Source organism: Streptomyces spinoverrucosus, from assembly GCF_006539505.1.
Lineage (GTDB): Bacteria > Actinomycetota > Actinomycetes > Streptomycetales > Streptomycetaceae > Streptomyces > Streptomyces spinoverrucosus.
In genome coordinates this window covers 43588-64640 of record NZ_BJND01000027.1, presented here as the reverse complement: position 1 = coordinate 64640, position 21053 = coordinate 43588, and the positions used below count along the sequence as shown (strand labels likewise).

The window sequence follows — 21053 nt, the reverse complement described above, 5'->3', positions numbered from 1 at the left end:
GGCGGCCAAGGTTCTTCGCTACTCGGCGACCGGCAGCGAGACCCCGTCGCGCAGGAACAGCGGGATACGGTCCAGCGGGGCGTCGACCGTCACGGTCGCACCGCCCTCGTACGTCTCACCGGTCCACGCGTCCGTCCAGGTCGCGCCCGCCGGGAGATAGGCCGTGCGGGCCGTCGCGCCCGCCGTCAGCACCGGCGCCACCAGCAGATCCCGGCCGAAGAGATACGCGTCGTCCACCGACCAGGCCGCCGGATCCTTGGGGAACTCCAGGAACAGCGGCCGCATCACCGGCAGCCCCTCCTCGTGCGCCTCGCGCATGACATCGAGGACGTACGGCTTCAGACGCTCACGCAGCCGCAGGTACTTCTCCAGGATCGCGCCGGCCTCCTCGCCGTACGACCACACCTCGTTCGGGCCGCCGGTCATCTCCGGGCCGAGCGGCATGCCCGGGTCGCGGAAGCCGTGCAGGCGCATCAGCGGGGACAGCGCGCCGAACTGGAACCAGCGGACCATCACCTCGCGGTACGCCGGGTCGTCCGGGTCGCCGCCGTGGAAGCCGCCGATGTCCGTGTTCCACCAGGGGATGCCGGAGAGCGCTGTGTTGAGACCGGCGGCGATCTGGCGGCGCAGGGTCGGGAAGTCGGTGCCGATGTCCCCGGACCACAGGGCGGCGCCATAGCGCTGACTGCCCGCCCAGGCCGAGCGGTTGAGGGTGATGATCTCGTCCTCGCCGGACGCAGTGAGGCCTTCGTGGAAGGCGCGGGCGTTCTCCGCCGGGTAGAGGTTGCCGACCTCCAGACCCGGGCCCGCCCAGTAGCGCAGGTTCTCCTGGAAGCCCGGCTTCAGCTCGGGCTCGCAGGCGTCCAGCCAGAACGCCTTGATGCCGTACGGCTCCAGGTAGTTCGCCTTCACCCGCGACCACACGAACTCCCGGGCATCCGGGTTCGTGGCGTCGTAGAAGGCGACCTGGACCGTCGACGCCACCTCCTTGTCCGGCCAGTCGGCGTGGGCCATCGGGCCGTACTGGGTGCCGATGAAGTAGCCGCGCTGCTCCATCAGGGAGTGGTTCTCGGACAGCGGTGAGACCGAGGGCCACACGCTGACCACCAGCTGCACGCCCAGCTCGTCCAGCTCCCGGACCATGGCCGCCGGGTCGGGCCACTCCTTCGGGTCGAACTTCCACTCGCCCAGGTGGGTCCAGTGGAAGAAGTCACAGACGATCACATCGAGGGGAAGCCCGCGCCGCTTGTACTCCCGCGCCACGGCGAGGAGTTCTTCCTGGGTGCGGTAGCGCAGCTTGCACTGCCAGAAGCCCGCCGCCCACTGAGGCAGCATCGGCGTCCGGCCCGTGACCGCGCTGTAGCGGCGCTGAGCGTCGGCCGGGGTACCCGCGGTAATCCAGTAGTCGAGCTGGCGGGCGGAGTCGGCGACCCAGCGGGTGCCGTTGTGCGCCAGCTCCACGCGGCCGATCGCCGGGTTGTTCCACAGCAGGGTGTAGCCCCGGCTGGAGGTGAGCACCGGGATGCCGACCTCGGCGTTGCGCTGGACCAGGTCGATGACCAGGCCCTTCTGGTCGAGCCGCCCGTGCTGGTGCTGGCCGAGGCCGTACAGCTGCTCGTCCTCGTAGGCGGCGAACCGCTGCTCCAGCCGGTGGTGGCCGTTGCCGATGGCGGTGTAGAGGCGGGGGCCGGGCCACCAGAAGTGGGCGCGCTCCTCGGCGAGGAGTTCCCCCGAGCCGTCGGTGCGCAGGAAGCGGATGAGCCCCTCGGCATCGACGTGCACGGTCAGCGACCCGACCGTCAACTGTCCTTCCCCGTCACCGATCTTGACCGTGCTCTCGGTGGCCGGGGCCTCGGCCAGCAGCGCGCCGGGCAGCCCGTCGAGGATCGGGCCGCCGAGCCGCGCCCGGACCCGGACCGCGTCCGGTCCCCAGGGCTCGATGCGTACGGTCTCCTGGCGGCCGCTCCACTCCAGAGCGCCGTCCCGCTCGCGGAACGTGCCGACGGTGGGGGAGGACTGCGCGAGGCTGACCGCGCCTGAAGAGGTCTGGTTTTCGGCAGACTGATTCACGTGGCGTGCTCCTGGGGGGGTGCAGACAGGGGAGTGCAGACAGAGGAGTGCAGACCAGGGACGTGCCCTCGAAGGGCCACTCGAAGGCCTTGAAAAGTGCGGGTCAGGACCCGGACGGCACCGGGCCCGTGCTTGCCCGGACCGTCAACTCGGGGGCGAGCAGCAGCACTTCGTCGCTGCCGCGCCCGTCCAGCTTGGCGACCAGCTGTTCCACTGCGTGCCGGCCCATCTCCTGCGCCGGGATGGCGACCGACGTCAGCCGCACCGACGCCTGGGTGGCGACCTGGTCCGGGCAGATCCCGACGACCGACACGTCCTCCGGCACGGCCCGGCCCTGCTGACGCAGCAGCGCGAGCAGCGGTTCGACCGCCGACTCGTTCTGCACGACGAAGCCCGTGGTCGCCGGGCGCTCGTCGAAGACTCGGGCGAGCGTCGCCGCCATCGCGTCGTACCCGCCCTCGCACGGCCGGTGCAGCACCCTGAGGCCCAGCTCACGGGCGCGGGCGCGGAGTCCGTCGAGGGTGCGCTCGGCGAACCCGGTGTGCCGTTCGTACACCGCGGGTGCCTCGCCGATGACAGCGATGTCACGGTGACCCAGCATCGCCAGATGCTCGACGCACAGTGCGCCGGTCGCCGCGAAGTCGAGGTCCACGCAGGTCAGGCCGGTGGTGTCGGCGGGCAGCCCGATCAGGACGGACGGCTGGTCGGTGCCGCGCAGCAACGGCAGCCGGTCGTCGTCCAGTTCCACGTCCATCAGGATCATCGCGTCGGCGAGCCCGCTGCCGGTGACCCGGCGTACCGCGTCGGGGCCCTCCTCGCCGGTGAGCAGCAGGACGTCGTACCCGTGTGTGCGGGCGGTGGTGGCGACGGCGATGGCGATCTCCATCATCACCGGCACGTACATGTCCGTGCGCAGCGGGATCATCAGCGCGATGATGTTGGAGCGGCTGCTCGCCAGGGCGCGGGCGCCGGCGTTCGGGTGGTAGCCCAGCTCCCGGATGCTCTCCTCGACCCGCTGCCGGGTGGTCGCGGAGATGGACCGCTTGCCGCTGAGGACATAGCTCACCGTGCTCGCCGACACTCCGGCGTGCTGGGCGACCTCGGCAAGGGTGACCATCCAGCTCTCCAAGCTTTGTGAAGCGCTTCGACAGTGCGCAGGGCGAACAACGGCGGCTGAGGGTGTTTCGACAGTAGCTCCAGCGGAGGTGGGTGTCCATAGTCAGTCGAAGCGCTTCGACGCGGAAAATCTCGGACAGCGGGCGAGGCCTGCCCCGTGCGGTCGCTCGAACGGACGTACCCGCACCGTCTCCTGGAAGAGCCCCTGGTGCAACGCGTCCGCGGGGCCGAGTTCGGCTGAACGGCTGCGCGCGGGGTGGTGGCCGCGCCCGGGATCGGGTACATACGAACGGGTAGCACCCGTCGGTAACCACATCGGATCCTCATCCCTCTTCGCGGCGAGGTGAGCCTCATGTCCGCAGCTCCCACCACTCGACCCACCGTCACCGAACGTGAGGCCCGCCAGGTGGCGGAGGCGGCCCGGGAACAGCAGTGGCGCAAGCCCAGCTTCGCCAAGGAACTGTTCCTCGGACGCTTCCGCCTCGACCTCATCCACCCCCACCCCCTGCCCCCGGACGAGGACGCCCAGCGCGGGGAGGAGTTCCTCACCAAGCTGCGCGACTTCTGCGAGACGAAGATCGACTCCGCCCGCATCGAGCGGGACGCGCAGATCCCCGACGAGGTGATCGACGGGCTGAAGGAGCTCGGCGCCTTCGGCATGAAGATCGACACGAAGTACGGCGGCCTGGGCCTGACGCAGGTGTACTACAACAAGGCCCTCGCCCTGGTCGGCTCCGCCAACCCGGCCATCGGCGCCCTGCTGAGCGCCCACCAGTCGATCGGCGTACCGCAGCCGCTGAAGATCTTCGGCACGCAGGAGCAGAAGGACGCCTTCCTGCCGCGCTGCGCGCGCACCGACATCTCCGCGTTCCTGCTGACGGAACCGGACGTCGGCTCCGACCCGGCCCGGCTCGCCACCACCGCCGTCCCGGACGGCGACGACTACGTCCTCGACGGCGTGAAGCTCTGGACGACCAACGGCGTCATCGCCGACCTCCTGGTCGTGATGGCACGCGTGCCGAAGTCCGAGGGGCACAAGGGCGGCATCACGGCCTTCGTCGTGGAGGCGGCCTCGGAGGGCATCACGGTCGAGAACCGCAACGCCTTCATGGGCCTGCGCGGCCTGGAGAACGGCGTCACACGCTTCCACCAGGTCCGCGTCCCCGCCGCCAACCGGATCGGGCCGGAGGGCGCGGGCCTGAAGATCGCCCTCACCACCCTGAACACGGGCCGGCTGTCGCTGCCCGCGATGTGCGTGGGCGCCGGGAAGTGGTGTCTGAAGATCGCGCGGGAGTGGTCGGGTGCCCGGGAGCAGTGGGGCAAGCCGGTCGCGCTGCACGAGGCGGTCGGTTCGAAGATCGCGTTCATCGCGGCCACGACCTTCGCGCTGGAGGCCGTACTGGACCTGTCGTCCCAGATGGCCGACGAGGACCTCAACGACATCCGCATCGAGGCCGCGCTCGCCAAGCTGTACGGCTCCGAGATGGCCTGGCTGATGGCCGACGAACTGGTCCAGATCCGGGGCGGCCGCGGCTTCGAGACGGCAGAGTCCCTGCGGGCCCGGGGCGAGCGCGCGGTGCCCGCCGAGCAGATCCTTCGCGACCTGCGGATCAACCGCATCTTCGAGGGCTCGACCGAGATCATGCACCTCCTGATCGCCCGCGAGGCGGTCGACGCCCACCTCTCGGTCGCCGGCGACCTGATCGACCCCGAAAAGTCCCTGCAGGACAAGGCGAAGGCGGGCGCGCAGGCGGGGGTGTTCTACGCCAAGTGGCTGCCGAAACTGGTGGCGGGCCCTGGGCAGCTCCCGTCGTCGTACGGGGAGTTCAAGCACGGCATCGACCTCTCGCCGCATCTGCGGTACGTCGAGCGCACCTCCCGCAAGCTGGCCCGGTCCACCTTCTACGCCATGTCCCGCTGGCAGGGCCGGATGGAGACCAAGCAGGGCTTCCTGGGCCGGATCGTGGACATCGGTGCCGAACTGTTCGCGATGAGCGCGGCCTGCGTCCGCGCCGAACTCCTGCGCAGCCGCGGCGAACACGGCCGCGAGGCCTACCAACTCGCCGACGCCTTCTGCCGCCAGGCCCGCATCCGCGTCGACGAACTCTTCGGCCGACTGTGGACCAACACCGACGACCTCGACCGCAAGGTGGTCAAGGGGGTCCTGGCGGGCAGCTACGAGTGGCTGGAACAGGGCGTCGTCGACCCGTCCGGAGACGGACCGTGGATCGCGGACGCGACCCCCGGCCCATCCCAGAAGGAGAACGTGCACCGCCCGATCCGGTGAGAGCTCGCAGGGTGTCCTCCCGGGAGGGGACACCCTGCCCGGCGGCCGGGACTCATACCCGTCCCCGCGATGCCCGGCGAGGGATCACGCGGCATAGGGTGCAGCGATGGGATCGAGTACGTCGCCCGATCGGGTCGTCACCCGCCTCCTCGCGCTCGGAGAGCGCATCTGCCTGCGGACTCGTCGAAGAAGCGGCGGCCGGCCCGGTGTCTGTGATGCGCGTCGTTCCGGCGACCTTCCGCAACACACCCCCGTGAGGGGGACACCCTGCCTGCGCACACGCGCGTGCGGCCACAATGGAGCAATGAGCGACAGCCCAGCCCCCCTCGCCGACCCGCACCTCGTCTACGACCCCGTGCCGGGCGACGGACCGAAGGACGTCGTGATCCTCGGGTCCACCGGGTCGATCGGCACGCAGGCCATCGACCTCGTCCTGCGCAACCCGGACCGCTTCCGGGCCACCGGCCTGTCCGCCAACGGCGGCCGGGTCGGCCTCCTCGCCGAGCAGGCGTACCGGCTCCGGGTCCGGACCGTCGCGGTGGCCCGCGAGGACGTCGTACCGGCGCTGCGGGACGCGCTGACCGCGCAGTACGGCACGGGGGAGCCGCTCCCCGAGATCCTCGCCGGACCCGACGCGGCCACCCAGCTCGCCGCCTCCGACTGCCACACCGTCCTGAACGGCATCACCGGCTCCATCGGCCTCGCCCCGACCCTCGCAGCCCTGGAGGCGAACCGCACTCTCGCGCTCGCCAACAAGGAGTCGCTCATCGTCGGCGGCCCGCTGGTCAAGGCCCTCGCCAAGCCCGGCCAGATCATCCCCGTCGACTCCGAGCACGCCGCCCTCTTCCAGGCGCTGGCGGCCGGCACCCGCGCGGACGTGCGCAAGCTCGTCGTCACCGCGTCCGGCGGCCCCTTCCGCGGCCGGACGAAGGCGGAACTGGCGAACGTCACCGTCGAGGACGCCCTCGCCCACCCCACCTGGGCCATGGGACCCGTGATCACGATCAACTCCGCGACCCTCGTCAACAAGGGTCTGGAGGTCATCGAGGCCCACCTGCTGTACGACATTCCCTTCGAACGCATTGAGGTGGTCGTGCATCCGCAGTCGTATGTCCACTCGATGGTTGAGTTCACGGACGGATCCACGATCGCCCAGGCGACGCCCCCGGACATGCGCGGGCCGATCGCCATCGGCCTCGGCTGGCCCGAGCGCGTCCCCGACGCGGCGCCCGCCTTCGACTGGAGCACGGCGTCGACCTGGGAGTTCTTCCCGCTCGACACCGACGCCTTCCCGTCGGTCGGCCTCGCCCGGCACGTCGGAGAGCTCGCGGGTACCGCCCCGGCGGTGTTCAATGCCGCCAACGAAGAGTGCGTGGACGCGTTCCTGCGCGGCACGCTGCCCTTCAACGGAATCATGGAGACGGTCACCCGGGTCGTCGACGAACACGGCACTCCCGGCACGGGAACCTCGCTCACCGTGCCGGACGTCCTCGAAGCGGAGACCTGGGCCCGCGCCCGGGCCCGTGAACTGACGGCACAGACCGGACATACGGCGCAGACAGCCACCGCGGAGGCGCGTGCATGACGACCCTGATGATGATCCTCGGCATAGTCGTCTTCGCGGTCGGCCTGCTGATCTCGATCGCATGGCACGAGCTGGGGCATCTGTCCACCGCCAAGCTCTTCGGCATCCGCGTCCCGCAGTACATGGTCGGCTTCGGCCCGACACTGTTCTCGCGCACCAAGGGCGAGACCGAGTACGGCATCAAGGCCATCCCGCTCGGCGGCTACATCCGCATGATCGGCATGTTCCCGCCCGGCCCCGACGGCCGCGTGGAGGCCCGCTCCACCTCACCCTGGCGCGGCATGATCGAGGACGCCCGCTCGGCCGCCTTCGAGGAGCTGCGGCCCGGCGACGAGACCCGCATGTTCTACACGCGCAAGCCGTGGAAGCGGGTCATCGTGATGTTCGCGGGCCCGTTCATGAACCTGATCCTGGCGGCCGTCCTCTTCCTCACCGTGCTGATGGGCTTCGGCATCTCGCAGCAGACCACCACCGTCAGCTCGGTCTCCCAGTGCGTGATCGCCCAGAGCGAGAACCGCGACAAGTGCACCTCGGCGGACCAGCCCTCCCCGGCCGCCGCGGCCGGCCTGAAGGCGGGCGACAAGATCGTCTCCTTCAACGGCGTCCGCACTGACGAGTGGAACGAACTGTCCGACCTGATCCGCGCCAACCCCGGCAAGGAGGTGCCGATCGTCGTCGACCGCAAGGGCGAGGACGTCACCCTGCACGCGAAGATCGCCACCAACCAGGTCGCCAAGAAGGACTCCAGCGGCCAGATCGTCCAGGGCGAGTACGTCAACGCAGGCTTCCTCGGCTTCAGCGCCGCCACCGGCGTCGTACGGCAGGACTTCGACGAGTCCCTGGTGTGGATGGGCGACCGCGTCGGTGAGGCCGTCGACTCCCTCGCCGCCCTGCCCGGCAAGATCCCGGCCCTGTGGAACGCGGCCTTCGACGGCGCCGAGCGCGAACCCGACTCCCCGATGGGCGTGGTCGGCGCGGCCCGCGTCGGCGGCGAGATCTTCACCCTCGACATCCCGCCCACCCAGCAGCTGGCGATGGCCCTGATGCTGGTGGCCGGTTTCAATCTCTCCCTGTTCCTCTTCAACATGCTCCCGCTGCTCCCGCTCGACGGCGGGCACATCGCGGGCGCGCTGTGGGAGTCGCTGCGGCGAAACGTGGCGAAGGTGCTGCGGCGCCCGGACCCGGGCCCGTTCGATGTGGCGAAGCTGATGCCGGTGGCCTATGTGGTGGCGGGGATCTTCATCTGCTTCACCGTCCTCGTCCTGATCGCGGACGTGGTTAACCCGGTGAGAATCTCCTAGTCATACGGAGTTGGCGGCGGCCCGGCATGTTGGATGCCGGGCCGCCTTCCATTGAGTGGCGTTGCCGGACGGGATGTGCTCAGGCACAACCTCGTGCCGTAATCTCGAAGCCTGGAGCCCGCTGCTGACGGGACCGGACCTTGATCCACGACTTGGGGTTGCACAGCAGATGACTGCGATTTCTCTCGGCATGCCGTCCGTTCCGACCAAGCTCGCCGAGCGCCGGAAGAGCCGGCAGATCCAGGTCGGATCGGTGCCGGTCGGCGGGGACGCGCCGGTCTCGGTCCAGTCCATGACCACGACCCGTACGTCGGACATCGGCGCCACCCTCCAGCAGATCGCCGAGCTCACCGCCTCCGGCTGCCAGATCGTCCGGGTGGCCTGCCCCACCCAGGACGACGCCGACGCCCTCGCGACCATCGCCCGCAAGTCGCAGATCCCCGTCATCGCCGACATCCACTTCCAGCCGAAGTACGTCTTCGCCGCGATCGAGGCGGGCTGCGCCGCGGTCCGGGTGAACCCGGGCAACATCAAGCAGTTCGACGACAAGGTCAAGGAGATCGCCAAGGCCGCCAAGGAGCACGGCACCCCGATCCGCATCGGCGTGAACGCCGGCTCCCTGGACAGGCGCCTGCTGCAGAAGTACGGCAAGGCGACGCCGGAGGCCCTGGTCGAGTCGGCCCTCTGGGAGGCCTCCCTCTTCGAGGAGCACGACTTCCGGGACATCAAGATCTCCGTCAAGCACAACGACCCGGTCGTGATGATCGAGGCCTACCGCCAGCTCGCCGCCCAGTGCGACTACCCCCTGCACCTCGGCGTCACCGAGGCGGGCCCCGCCTTCCAGGGCACGATCAAGTCGGCGGTCGCCTTCGGCGCCCTGCTCTCGCAGGGCATCGGCGACACCATCCGGGTCTCGCTGTCGGCGCCGCCCGTCGAGGAGGTCAAGGTCGGAATCCAGATCCTGGAGTCGCTCAACCTCAGGCAGCGCGGCCTGGAGATCGTCTCCTGCCCGTCCTGCGGCCGCGCCCAGGTCGACGTCTACAAGCTGGCGGAGGAGGTCACGGCCGGCCTCACCGGCATGGAGGTCCCGCTCCGCGTCGCCGTCATGGGCTGCGTCGTCAACGGCCCCGGCGAGGCCCGCGAGGCCGACCTCGGCGTCGCCTCCGGCAACGGCAAGGGCCAGATCTTCGTCAAGGGCCAGGTCATCAAGACGGTCCCGGAATCCAAGATCGTCGAAACCCTCATCGAGGAGGCCATGAAGTTGGCCGAACAGATGGAGGCCGAGGGCACGGAGTCGGGCGAGCCGTCTGTTTCAGTAGCGGGCTGAACAACGCCCCAAGGGGCGCGGGGAACTGCGCGACAAGCCACACGAAACCCGCACCCGCGAAGCCACACAAAGCCCCGAGTCAGTAGGCGCACCCCAACGAAGCCCACCCCAAAACGGCCGGTACCTCACGCGGGTCGGCACTGCTCAGCTTCCGCAGGTACAGTGCGGAGATCAGCAGACCCCACCCGTGAGGCCCCGCCCGTGTTGACCCAGACCACCTCCCGGGTCCTCGAACCGAGCGACCTGGACGCCGCGCTCGCCGTCCTCGACCGCGAGCCGGTGGCCAACGCCTTCGTGACCTCCCGGGTCCAGGTCGCCGGCCTCGACCCGTGGCGGCTCGGCGGCGAGATGTGGGGCTGGTACGAGGACGGCATGCTGACCTCCCTCTGCTACGCGGGCGCCAACCTCGTCCCCATCTGCGCCACCCCCCGCGCCATCCGCGCCTTCGCCGACCGTGCCCGCAGGGCGGGCCGCCGCTGCTCCTCCGTCGTCGGCCCCGCCGAACCCACCGCCGAACTCTGGCGGCTCCTCGAACCCCACTGGGGCCCGGCCCGCGAGGTCCGCGCCCACCAGCCCCTCATGGTCACCGACCGCATGCCCGCCGACATCGCCCCGGACCTCTACGTCCGCCGCGTCCGCAAGGACGAGATGGAGACGATCATGCCGGCCTGCGTGGCGATGTTCACCGAGGAGGTCGGCGTCTCCCCGCTGGCCGGCGACGGCGGCCTCCTCTACCAGGCCCGCGTCGCCGAACTCGTCGGCTCCGGCCGCTCCTTCGCCCGCCTCGACGAGCACGGCAAGGTCGTCTTCAAGGCGGAAATCGGCGCCGCGACGGACCGGGCCTGCCAGATCCAGGGCGTCTGGGTGGCCCCCGAGTACCGGGGCAGGGGCCTGGCGGCCCCAGGGATGGCGGCGGTACTGCGGTATGCGCTGGCCGAGTTCGCCCCGGTGGTCAGCCTGTACGTCAACGACTTCAATACGGCGGCGAGAAGGACGTACCGAAGGGTGGGCTTCCAGGAGGTCGGGGCGTTCATGAGTGTCCTGTTCTAGACGCCCCAAAGGGCGCCGGGAACTGCGCTGCCAGCCCCCGCGCACCCGCACCCGGACGACAACCGAAACCCACCTGTAAGCTCCCCGCCATGGACCTCGTCATCGGCCCCTTGGACCTCCCCGCCCACGTAGACGAGGCCCTCGCAGTCCAAGCCGCAGCCTTCGGCCTCGGCCCCGACGAGGTAGCCGTCCGCCGCCAGATCGTCCTGCGCCACATGACCTACCCCGGCGCACGAGCCCTCGGCGCCACCGCAGAGGATCGCCTCGTCGGTTTCGTCTACGGCATGCCCAACGACCGCACCCACTGGTGGTCCACCGTCGTGGAGCCCTACCTCCGCGCCCAGGGCCACGCCGACTGGCTCGACAACTCCTTCGTGATCACCGAGCTGCACGTCCACCCCCACTACCAGAACCGCGGTATCGGCCGGGCCCTCATCACCGCGATCACCGACACGGCGAGCGAACCCCGCTCCATCCTCTCGGCGATCGACACCGACAGCCCCGCCCGCGGCCTCTACCACTCCCTCGGCTACCAGGACCTGGCCCGCCAGGTCCACTTCCCGAGCGCCCCCAAGCCGTACGCCGTCATGGGCGCCCCACTGCCCCTGCGCCGATAACCGATTTCCACCGCCAGGTGCCCCCCGGCTAACCTCCTGCCATAACCCTTACGCAGCAGGAGTACGAGAACCATGGCGAACGCATCGGTCCAGCGCATGTCCCAGTTGATGGCGAAGACGCTGCGCGACGACCCGGCGGACGCCGAGGTCCTCAGCCACAAGCTGCTCGTCCGCGCCGGCTACGTCCGCCGTACCGCCGCCGGCGTGTGGTCCTGGCTGCCGCTCGGCAAGAAGGTCCTCGCCAACGTGGAGCGGATCGTCCGCGAGGAGATGGACGCGATCGGCGCCCAGGAGGTGCTGCTCCCCGCGCTGCTGCCGCGTGAGCCGTACGACGCGACCGGCCGCTGGGACGAGTACGGCCAGGAGCTGTTCCGGCTGAAGGACCGCAAGGGCGGCGACTACCTCCTCGGCCCCACCCACGAGGAGATCTTCACCCTGCTGGTGAAGGACCAGTGCACGTCCTACAAGGACCTGCCGGTGATCCTCTACCAGATCCAGAGCAAGTTCCGGGACGAGGCCCGCCCGCGAGCGGGCATCCTGCGCGGCCGTGAGTTCCTGATGAAGGACTCCTACTCCTTCGACCTCGCCGACGAGGGCCTCGCCGAGTCGTACGCCCTGCACCGGCAGGCGTACCAGAGGATCTTCGAGCGGCTCGGCCTCGACTACCGCATCTGCGCCGCAACCGCCGGCGCGATGGGCGGCTCGAAGTCGGAGGAGTTCCTCGCCCCGGCCGAGGCCGGCGAGGACACCTTCGCGGACTGCCCGAACTGCGACTTCGCCGCCAACACCGAGGCGATCACGTACGAGCTCAAGCCGGTGGACGCCTCCGGCATGCCCGCCGCCGAGGACATCCCGACCCCGGACACCCCGACCATCGAGACCCTCGCCGCCTCCCTCGGCGTCCCGGCCTCCGCCACCCTGAAGAACCTCCTGGTGAAGGTCGACGGCGAGATCGTCGCCGTCGGCGTGCCCGGTGACCGCGAGGTCGACCTGGGCAAGGTCGAGGCGCACTTCGCCCCGGCGGTCGTCGAGATGGTCACCGAGGCGGACTTCGCGACCCGCCCCGACCTGGTCCGCGGCTACGTCGGCCCGCAGGGCCTGGGCGAGAAGGTCAAGTACGTCGCCGACCCGCGCGTGGCCCCCGGCACGGCCTGGATCACCGGCGCCAACAAGGAGCACACGCACGCCAAGAACGTCGTCGCGGGCCGTGACTTCGAGGTCGACGAGTACGTCGACGTCGTGGTCGTGCAGGAGGGCGACCCCTGCCCGAAGTGCGGCACGGGCCTGAAGCTGGACCGCGCCATCGAGATCGGCCACATCTTCCAGCTGGGCCGCAAGTACGCCGACGCCCTCAAGCTCGATGTCCTCGGCCAGAACGGCAAGCCGGTCCGCGTGACCATGGGCTCGTACGGCATCGGCGTCTCCCGCGCGGTCGCCGCGCTCGCCGAGCAGACCGCCGACGACAAGGGCCTGTGCTGGTCCAAGGAGGTCGCCCCGGCCGACGTGCACGTGGTCGCCGCGGGCAAGGCCCTGCAGACCGAGCTGGCCCTGGAGGTCTCCGACAAGCTGGCGGCGGCCGGTGTGCGCGTCCTGGTGGACGACCGCGCGGGTGTCTCCCCGGGCGTGAAGTTCACCGACGCGGAGCTGATCGGCGTACCGCAGATCCTGGTGGCCGGGCGGCGCGCGGGCGAGGGCGTGGTCGAGCTCAAGGACCGCAGGACGGGTGAGCGCGAGGAACTCCCGGTCGACGAGGCGATCGCCCGCCTGACGGCCACCTCCTGACGGGACTTCGAGACAACGCCGGACGGGCTGACCGACTCAGCCAGTCCGGCGTTTGTCGGAGCACCAGCCTCAACGCCCTACAACCACGCGGCGAACTCCAGCAGCAGCTCCGCATCCTTGAGCCGCCCCACCCGCCGTGCCCGGACCCCCGACTCCACGGCCCGGAACAGCGTCCAGCCGCGCAGCCGCTCCTGGTCGACGTCCAGGGACTCCGCGAGCCGCTTCACCCGCCGCCGGGTCGTCGCGGCGCCCGACGGCGTGGCGATCAGGTCCTCCACCCGGTCCCGGACGAGCCGTGCCAGGTCGAAGGCGCACTCGCCGACCACCGGATCGGGTCCGACCGCAAGCCACGGCATGCGGTCCCCGGCGAGCACCTTGCTCTGCCGGAACGTGCCGTGCAGCAACCGCTGCTCGGGCGGCGCCGCCAGCAGCTCCTCCCGGGCGGCGAGGGCCGCGTCCACCAGCGGGACGAGCTCCGCGTCGGCGCTCGCCCGCATCGCCTCGGCCTGCCGCCCGGTCCGCCGGGCCACGGTCTCGAACGGATACCCCGGCGGCTCCACCCACAGCTTCCGCAGCGTGCCCGCCGCCTCCAGCAGCGCCTTCGCCTCCGGCAGCGACCGCACCGACATCTCCGGATGCAGCCGCTCCAGCAGCAGCGCACCGTCCGCGGCGACCGGTTCGAGCAGCTGTACGGCGCCCCGGCCGCCCCAGTGCGCCAGCGCGGCCCGCTCGCTCTCCGGGCGGGCCCGGGGCGGGGCCAGCTTCAGCACCGCCGGCGTGCCGTCCGCCCGCCGCACCAGCAGCACGAGGCTGCTCCGGCCGCCCGGCACCTGCACCCGTTCCACGGTCAACTCGCGTAGAGCCACGGCCTGTTGCGCCGCCTCGGGCAGCTTCCGCAGCCAGTCGTCACCGTCCGCTGCCGTCTCACCGAGCGCCCTGACCAGACGCTGCGGCGGTTCGAAAGCCATACGCGAGGTGTCCCCTTCCAGTACGCGTCACGCCGTCGGTGTCGCCGGCGCCGAGGTGGCGCCGGCCCGCTCGGCGAGCCCAGGGAAGGCTACGCTCCGGCCGCGCCAGCGCACCGCCCGCACCGCCGCCTCACGCAGCGCGGCCGCGGCCGAGCCCCGCCGCCCACCGTCTGCCGCCCGCACCAGGTCGGAGTACACCCCGGCCACACGTTCCTCCAGCTCGGCGGCGAGTCGTACGGCCGTCTCCGGGTCGGTCACCGGGAACGGCAGCGCGTACCCGGCCGCCGCGGCCACCGGCTCGGCGCCCAGCGCACGTACCTCGCGCACCAGGGCATCCCGCCGCGCGCGATGGCCGTCGTACGCCGCCCGCGCCTCCGCACGCCGCTCCTCACCAATCCGCCCACCGACCACGCCGTACCCATACACCGCAGCATGCTCAGCCGCCAACGCAGCCTGCAGGGCCCGCAGCTCCCCGTCTTTTACCTCGCTCATGCCTCGCCTTCGCTTTCTGTGAGCAGATCCGGGCGCGCGGCTCGGTCGGCCGCCGGAGTCGCATGTAGGTGCGCGGCTCGGTCGGTGGCCGGAGTCGCCGGGAGGGCCCGCAGCTCTCCGTCCGTCGCCTCGCTCATGCCTCGCCTTCGCCTTCCGTGAGCTGATTCGGGTGCCCCGCTCGGGCGGCGGCTGGAGTCGCCTGGAGGGCCCGCTCTTTCGCCGCGTTCATGCCGTGCCTTCGCCTCCCGTGAGCAGATTCTGGTGCCCCGCTCGGGCGGCGGCCGGAGTCGCCTGCAGGGCCCGCAGCCCCCTGTCCTTCGCCGCGTTCATGCCGTGCCCTCGCCTCCCGTGAGCAGATCCGGATGCGCCGCTCGGGCGGCAGCCAGCGCCGCCTGTACGGCCCGCAGCCCCCTGTCCTTCGCCGCCTCGCTCATGCCTCGCCCTCACCCTCCGTGAGCAAATACGCATGCGCCGCCCCGGCCGCTGCCACCGACGCCAGCAGGCGGGCCAGTTCGCCCGGCACGCCCAGCAGCGTCTTGGCCCGCTGGTCCGCCAGTGCTCGCTCGGCGGTGGCCAGGTCGGTGAGGGCGGCCTGTTCGGTGTCCGGGACGGGCAGGGGGGTCTTTGCGGTGGCCGGGGCCGAGGTCGACACCGTGGGAGAGGGCTGAGCCGCGAGGCCGCCGAACGCCTCCGCATGCCGCACCGCCTCGTCCCGCAACGGCCGCAGCCGCTCCGCGAGCCCCGGGTGGGCGGCCATCACGGCGTCGTACCGCGCGGCCAGCCCGTCGCTGTCACGGGCCGCACGCGCGCGTGCCCGGTCGGCGGCCGACGGGCTGCCGCCCGTGGCGTCGGAGTCGGCTGGGCCGGGCGAGCAGCCGGTGAGCAGGGCGACGCCCGCGGCCGAGGCGAGCAGGGTCCTTCTGCGCGGCCCCGAGGGCATGCGCGGCGACAGAGAAAACGACACGGCTGACGTCCTCGAAGGCTCGTACGAAAGGACTGGGCGGCACGCCCAATGATCACCGTACCCGCGCATGTGTCCGAGGCCAGTCATCGGCACCGCCCGGCCCGAGGTGGACGGCAACACTGTCCGGGACCGGATACCCTTTGACCAGACACGCGACCTTCCCACAACAGCACACGCGGCCGAGGAGTCACCCGGATGAGCACCACCCAGAGCGAGAGGCTGCGAGAGCTGCTGGAACCGCTCGTCACCTCCCAGGGGCTGGATCTCGAGGAGATCGCGGTGGACTCGGTCGGACGCAAGCGAGTGCTGCGTGTCGTCGTCGACTCCGACACCGGAGCGGATCTCGACCGGATCGCCGATGTGAGCCGTGCGCTCTCGGCGAGGCTCGACGAAACGGACGCGATGGGCGAGGGCGAGTACACCCTCGAGGTCGGAACCCCGGGCGCGGAACGCCTCCTCACACAGCACCGGCACTATGTGCGCGCCACCGGCCGGCTGGTCAGATTCCAGCTGACGGAGGGCGAAGAGCTGGTGGCCAGAATCCTCACCGTCGACGACGAGGGCGTCGACATCGAGGTACCCGGGGTCAAGGGCCGCAGGCCCACGGCGCGCAGGCTCACCTTCGACGACATCGCCAAGGCGCGTGTCCAGGTCGAGTTCAGCCGCAAGGAAAAGCAGGACCACAAGGACATGACGGAAGAGGAGGAGGCGTAGCCGTGGACATCGACATGAGCGCCCTGCGGGGCTTGGTCCGGGAGAAGGAGATCTCCTTCGACCTGCTCGTCGAGGCGATCGAGGCGGCCCTCCTCATCGCCTACCACCGCACCGAGGGAAGCCGCCGGCACGCGCGCGTGGAGCTCAACCGGGAGACCGGACATGTGACCGTGTGGGCGAAGGAGGACCCCGAGGACCTGGAGCCGGGCCAGGAGCCCCGCGAGTTCGACGACACGCCGTCCGGTTTCGGCCGGATCGCCGCGACCACCGCCAAACAGGTCATCCTGCAGCGGCTGCGCGACGCCGAGGACGACGCCACGCTCGGCGAGTACGCCGGCCGCGAGGGCGACATCGTCACCGGCGTGGTCCAGCAGGGCCGCGACCCGAAGAACGTGCTCGTCGACATCGGCAAGCTGGAGGCCATCCTGCCGGTGCAGGAGCAGGTGCCCGGCGAGAGCTACCCGCACGGGATGCGGCTGCGGTCGTACGTCGTGCGAGTGGCGAAGGGCGTCCGCGGCCCGTCGGTGACCCTGTCCCGTACGCACCCCAATCTGGTGAAGAAGCTGTTCGCGCTGGAGGTGCCGGAGATCGCCGACGGGTCCGTCGAGATCGCCGCCATCGCCCGCGAGGCCGGTCACCGCACCAAGATCGCCGTCCGGTCCACCCGGGCGGGCCTGAACGCCAAGGGCGCCTGCATCGGCCCCATGGGCGGGCGGGTGCGCAACGTGATGGCCGAGCTGAACGGCGAGAAGATCGACATCGTCGACTGGTCGGACGACCCGGCCGAGATGGTGGCGAACGCGCTGTCCCCCGCTCGGGTGTCCAAGGTCGAGGTCGTTGACATGACCGCCCGCTCCGCGCGCGTGACGGTGCCCGACTACCAGCTGTCCCTGGCGATCGGCAAGGAAGGGCAGAATGCCCGACTTGCGGCCCGGCTCACCGGCTGGCGGATCGACATCCGTCCGGACATCGAACAGCCCGGCGAATAGCCGGAGGAATAGATCTCGCCCCCGGTGGGTTGGATCACGTCAGTTATACGCCCTGCAACTGTTCGATCTCTGCCCCAAAGGGGTGAGGTCGTTACGGGGAGGTAGACTAAGGAGTGTCTGGCCGGACGCGTGCCCGAGCATGCCCGGAACGCACCTGTGTGGGGTGCCGGGAGCGAGCGGCCAAGACCGAGCTGCTGCGCATCGTGGCGATCAAGGACGCATGCGTCCCCGATCCTCGCGGTACGCTGCCCGGCCGGGGTGCCTATGTACACCCCGCCTTGGTCTGTCTCGACCAGGCGATACGTCGCCGGGCGTTCACGCGGGCACTGCGCGCCCCGGGAGCGCTCGACACAAAGGCGTTGCGCCAATACGTCGAGCGGACAACAGTTGCTGAGCAGGCAACACGGTAAGAGCGTGCCGTACGGAACCCCCCGTGCGGCCTGGTACCTCGCGAGTCGAAAGCAGGTCGAGATTGCGATGAGCACTCGATGAGTACGCGATGAGTACGCCCATGAACTAGCGACGGTCCGGCCGCAACCCGGACCTCAAAGGAGCGAAGTGGCTAAGGTCCGGGTCTACGAACTCGCCAAGGAGTTCGGTGTCGAGAGCAAGGTCGTCATGGCCAAGCTCCAGGAACTCGGTGAATTCGTCCGATCGGCGTCTTCGACGATCGAGGCGCCCGTAGTGCGCAAACTGACTGACGCCTTCCAGCAGGGCAGTGGCAACGGCAAGTCCGCCGCGAAGCCCGCGCCCCGGAAGGCGGCCCCCAAGCCCGCCGCGCCGTCTCCGGCGCAGGCGGCTCGTCCGGCTGCCCCGAAGCCGGTCGTCCCCAAGCCTCCGGCTGCCCAGCAGCCCGCGGCCCCGGCGGCTCCCGCCGCTCCGGCGTCCGCGCCGACCCCCGGCCCGCGTCCGACGCCGGGCCCGAAGCCCGCGCCGCGTCCGGCCCCGGCCGCCCCGGAGTTCACCGCTCCGCCGTCGGCCCCGACCCCGGCCGCCGCGTCCGGCCCCAAGCCGGGCGCCCGTCCCGGTGCCCCCAAGCCCGGTGGCCGTCCCGGCGGCCAGGACCGTCAGGGCCAGCGTCCCGGCGGTCAGGGCCCGCGTCCCGGCGCTTCGGCGCCGCGTCCGGGTGCCCGTCCGGCCGGTCCGCGCCCGGGTAACAACCCCTTCACCTCCGGTGGCTCGACCGGCATGGCGCGCCCGCAGGCGCCCCGTCCGCAGGGCCAGCGTCCCGGCGGTGGCCCCGGTGGCCCCGGCGCCGGTCCCCGTCCGCAGGGCCCCGGTGCCCAGGGCGGCGGTCCGCGTCCGCAGGCTCCGGGCGGCTCCCGGCCGAGCCCCGGCTCGATGCCGCGTCCGCAGGGTGGCGCCCCGCGTCCCGGCGGCGGTCCCGCCGGTCCCCGTCCGAACCCGGGCATGATGCCGCAGCGTCCCGCTGCCGGCCCGCGTCCCGGCCCCGGCGGCGGTCGCGGCCCGGCCGGTGCCGGTCGTCCCGGCGGCGGCGGTCGTCCCGGTGGCGGCGGCGGTTTCGCCGGTCGTCCCGGTGGTGGCGGCGGCGCCCGTCCGGGTGGCGGCGGCGGTTTCGCCGGTCGTCCCGGTGGCGGCGGTCCCGGTGGTGGCGGCGGCTTCGGCGGTGGCGGCGGTGGCCGTCCCGGCTTCGGCGGTCGTCCCGGCGGTGGCCCCGGCGGCCGTGGTGGCACGCAGGGTGCCTTCGGGCGTCCCGGTGGTCCCGCGCGTCGTGGCCGCAAGTCGAAGCGGCAGCGCCGTCAGGAGTACGAGGCCATGCAGGCCCCGTCGGTCGGCGGTGTGATGCTGCCTCGCGGCAACGGCGAGACCATTCGCCTGTCGCGCGGTGCCTCGCTCACCGACTTCGCGGAGAAGATCAACGCCAACCCGGCGTCGCTCGTCGCGGTCATGATGAACCTCGGCGAGATGGTCACGGCCACGCAGTCCGTCTCCGACGAGACGCTCCAGCTCCTCGCCGACGAGATGAACTACACGGTTCAGATCGTCAGCCCGGAGGAGGAGGACCGCGAGCTGCTCGAGTCCTTCGACATCGAGTTCGGTGAGGACGAGGGCTCCGAGGAGGACCTGGTCGTCCGTCCGCCGGTCGTGACCGTCATGGGTCACGTCGACCACGGTAAGACCCGCCTGCTCGACGCCATCCGCAAGACGAACGTCATCGCGGGCGAGGCCGGTGGCATCACCCAGCACATCGGTGCCTACCAGGTCGCGACCGAGGTCAACGGCGAGGACCGGGCGATCACCTTCATCGACACCCCGGGTCACGAGGCGTTCACCGCCATGCGTGCCCGCGGTGCGAAGTCGACCGACATCGCGATCCTCGTGGTGGCGGCCAACGACGGTGTGATGCCCCAGACGGTCGAGGCGCTGAACCACGCCAAGGCGGCCGACGTGCCGATCGTGGTCGCGGTCAACAAGATCGACGTCGAGGGCGCGGACCCGACCAAGGTGCGCGGTCAGCTGACCGAGTACGGCCTGGTGGCCGAGGAGTACGGCGGCGAGACGATGTTCGTCGACATCTCCGCCAAGCAGGGCCTGCACATCGACAGCCTGCTGGAGGCGGTCGTGCTGACCGCCGACGCCGCCCTGGACCTGCGGGCCAACCCGAACCAGGACGCGCAGGGCATCGCGATCGAGTCCCGTCTCGACCGCGGCCGCGGTGCCGTATCGACGGTCCTCGTCCAGCGAGGCACGCTGCGGGTCGGCGACACGATGGTGGTCGGCGACGCGTACGGCCGCGTCCGGGCGATGCTCGACGACACCGGCAACAACGTCGCCGAGGCGGGTCCCTCGACGCCGGTCCAGGTCCTGGGTCTGACCAACGTCCCGGGCGCCGGCGACAACTTCCTCGTCGTCGACGAGGACCGCACGGCCCGCCAGATCGCCGAGAAGCGCGCGGCGCGCGAGCGCAACGCGGCCTTCGCCAAGCGCACCCGCAGGGTCTCCCTGGAGGACCTGGACAAGGTGCTCAAGGCCGGCGAGGTCCAGCAGCTCAACCTCATCATCAAGGGTGACGCTTCTGGTTCCGTCGAGGCCCTGGAGTCCTCGCTGCTCCAGCTCGACGTCGGCGAAGAGGTCGACATCCGCGTCCTGCACCGCGGCGTCGGTGCGGTCACGGAGTCCGACATCGACCTGGCGATGGGCTCGGACGCCATCGTGATCGGCTTCAACGTGCGCGCCGCCGGGCGTGCCGCGCAGATGGCCGAGCGCGAGGGCGTGGACGTCCGCTACTACTCGGTCATCTACCAGGCGATCGAGGAGATCGAGGCGGCCCTCAAGGGCATGCTCAAGCCGGAGTTCGAGGAAGTCGAGCTCGGTACGGCGGAGATCCGCGAGGTCTTCCGCTCGTCCAAGCTGGGCAACATCGCGGGTGTGCTCATCCGCTCCGGCGAGGTCCGGCGCAACACCAAGGCGCGCCTCCTCCGCGACGGCAAGGTCATCGCGGAGAACCTCACCATCGAGGGTCTGCGTCGCTTCAAGGACGACGTCACCGAGATCCGCGAAGGGTTCGAGGGCGGTATCAACCTCGGCAACTTCAACGACATCAAGGTCGACGACGTCATCGCGACGTACGAGATGCGCGAGAAGCCCCGGGCGTAACAGCCAGTGGTAGGCGGTGGCCGACAGGACATTGTTCCTGTCGGCCACCGCAGCTTGCCTTCAAGGGGCGCGGGGAACTGCGCGACCAGCCACAGACAACCGCCGGACGCAACACAACACTCACCACCACGGCGACAACGCGGATTGCCGGGGCGCAGCCCCAGGCAAAACCG

At 70.9% G+C, this 21053-nt stretch carries 16 protein-coding genes; 11 read left to right on the top strand and 5 right to left on the bottom strand.

Features of this window, described 5'->3' with window-relative positions; genetic code table 11:
• Positions 1-18: 18 nt before the first annotated feature.
• Both SSP24_RS20170 and SSP24_RS20165 read right to left on the bottom strand, forming a co-directional pair.
• Positions 19-2070, bottom strand: a complete 2052-nt coding sequence (locus SSP24_RS20170) for a glycoside hydrolase family 31 protein (protein WP_141311057.1) — start codon at positions 2068-2070, stop codon at positions 19-21.
• Positions 2071-2173: 103 nt separating this feature from the next.
• Positions 2174-3187, bottom strand: coding sequence for a LacI family DNA-binding transcriptional regulator (locus tag SSP24_RS20165; protein WP_141311056.1), 1014 nt, complete (start codon positions 3185-3187; stop codon positions 2174-2176).
• 351 nt (positions 3188-3538) lie between these two features.
• On the opposite strand from SSP24_RS20165, the gene SSP24_RS20160 reads away from it, so the two are divergent.
• The 7 genes from SSP24_RS20160 (at position 3539) to SSP24_RS20130 (ending at position 13135) form a co-directional block, all read left to right on the top strand.
• On the top strand, positions 3539-5473 hold the full coding sequence (locus tag SSP24_RS20160; RefSeq protein ID WP_141311055.1) for an acyl-CoA dehydrogenase family protein: 1935 nt from the start codon (positions 3539-3541) through the stop codon (positions 5471-5473).
• Between the two features lie 304 nt (positions 5474-5777).
• Positions 5778-7058, top strand: coding sequence for a 1-deoxy-D-xylulose-5-phosphate reductoisomerase (gene dxr, locus SSP24_RS20155; RefSeq protein WP_141311054.1), 1281 nt, complete (start codon positions 5778-5780; stop codon positions 7056-7058).
• A complete protein-coding gene (locus tag SSP24_RS20150; RefSeq protein ID WP_167529638.1) occupies positions 7055-8359 on the top strand; it encodes a M50 family metallopeptidase in 1305 nt (434 codons plus the stop codon). Before dxr ends, SSP24_RS20150 begins: the two co-directional genes overlap by 4 nt.
• A 169-nt stretch (positions 8360-8528) precedes the next feature.
• Entirely contained in the window at positions 8529-9686 is a 1158-nt protein-coding gene (gene ispG, locus SSP24_RS20145) for a flavodoxin-dependent (E)-4-hydroxy-3-methylbut-2-enyl-diphosphate synthase (RefSeq protein WP_141311053.1), read from the top strand.
• Positions 9687-9887: 201 nt separating this feature from the next.
• On the top strand, positions 9888-10736 hold the full coding sequence (locus SSP24_RS20140; protein ID WP_141311052.1) for a GNAT family N-acetyltransferase: 849 nt from the start codon (positions 9888-9890) through the stop codon (positions 10734-10736).
• An 89-nt stretch (positions 10737-10825) separates the two neighbouring features.
• A complete protein-coding gene (locus SSP24_RS20135) occupies positions 10826-11353 on the top strand; it encodes a GNAT family N-acetyltransferase (protein WP_141311051.1) in 528 nt (175 codons plus the stop codon).
• Between the two features lie 72 nt (positions 11354-11425).
• Positions 11426-13135 (top strand): proline--tRNA ligase, encoded by a 1710-nt coding sequence (locus SSP24_RS20130; protein WP_141311050.1) that lies wholly within the window; start codon positions 11426-11428, stop codon positions 13133-13135.
• A 77-nt stretch (positions 13136-13212) separates the two neighbouring features.
• Here SSP24_RS20130 and SSP24_RS20125 read toward each other — a convergent pair whose 3' ends face one another.
• The 3 genes from SSP24_RS20125 to SSP24_RS20115 form a co-directional block, all read right to left on the bottom strand.
• Entirely contained in the window at positions 13213-14103 is an 891-nt protein-coding gene (locus SSP24_RS20125) for an aminoglycoside phosphotransferase family protein (RefSeq protein WP_141311049.1), read from the bottom strand.
• A 27-nt stretch (positions 14104-14130) separates the two neighbouring features.
• On the bottom strand, positions 14131-14595 hold the full coding sequence (locus SSP24_RS20120; RefSeq protein ID WP_141311048.1) for a ferritin-like domain-containing protein: 465 nt from the start codon (positions 14593-14595) through the stop codon (positions 14131-14133).
• 430 nt (positions 14596-15025) lie between these two features.
• The gene (locus tag SSP24_RS20115; protein WP_141311047.1) at positions 15026-15559 is read right to left on the bottom strand and encodes a hypothetical protein; all 534 of its coding nucleotides are present in this window, start codon (positions 15557-15559) and stop codon (positions 15026-15028) included.
• Between the two features lie 195 nt (positions 15560-15754).
• Here SSP24_RS20115 and rimP point away from each other — a divergent pair, with 195 nt between their 5' ends.
• The 4 genes from rimP (at position 15755) to infB (ending at position 20880) form a co-directional block, all read left to right on the top strand.
• Complete coding sequence (gene rimP / locus SSP24_RS20110) at positions 15755-16273, top strand: ribosome maturation factor RimP (protein ID WP_141311046.1); 519 nt, start codon at positions 15755-15757, stop codon at positions 16271-16273.
• 2 nt (positions 16274-16275) lie between these two features.
• On the top strand, positions 16276-17262 hold the full coding sequence (nusA, locus tag SSP24_RS20105) for a transcription termination factor NusA (RefSeq protein WP_141311045.1): 987 nt from the start codon (positions 16276-16278) through the stop codon (positions 17260-17262).
• Between the two features lie 113 nt (positions 17263-17375).
• Positions 17376-17672 (top strand): YlxR family protein, encoded by a 297-nt coding sequence (locus SSP24_RS20100; RefSeq protein ID WP_141311044.1) that lies wholly within the window; start codon positions 17376-17378, stop codon positions 17670-17672.
• A gap of 148 nt (positions 17673-17820) precedes the next feature.
• Entirely contained in the window at positions 17821-20880 is a 3060-nt protein-coding gene (infB, locus tag SSP24_RS20095) for a translation initiation factor IF-2 (RefSeq protein WP_141311043.1), read from the top strand.
• The last annotated feature ends 173 nt before the right edge of the window (positions 20881-21053 follow it).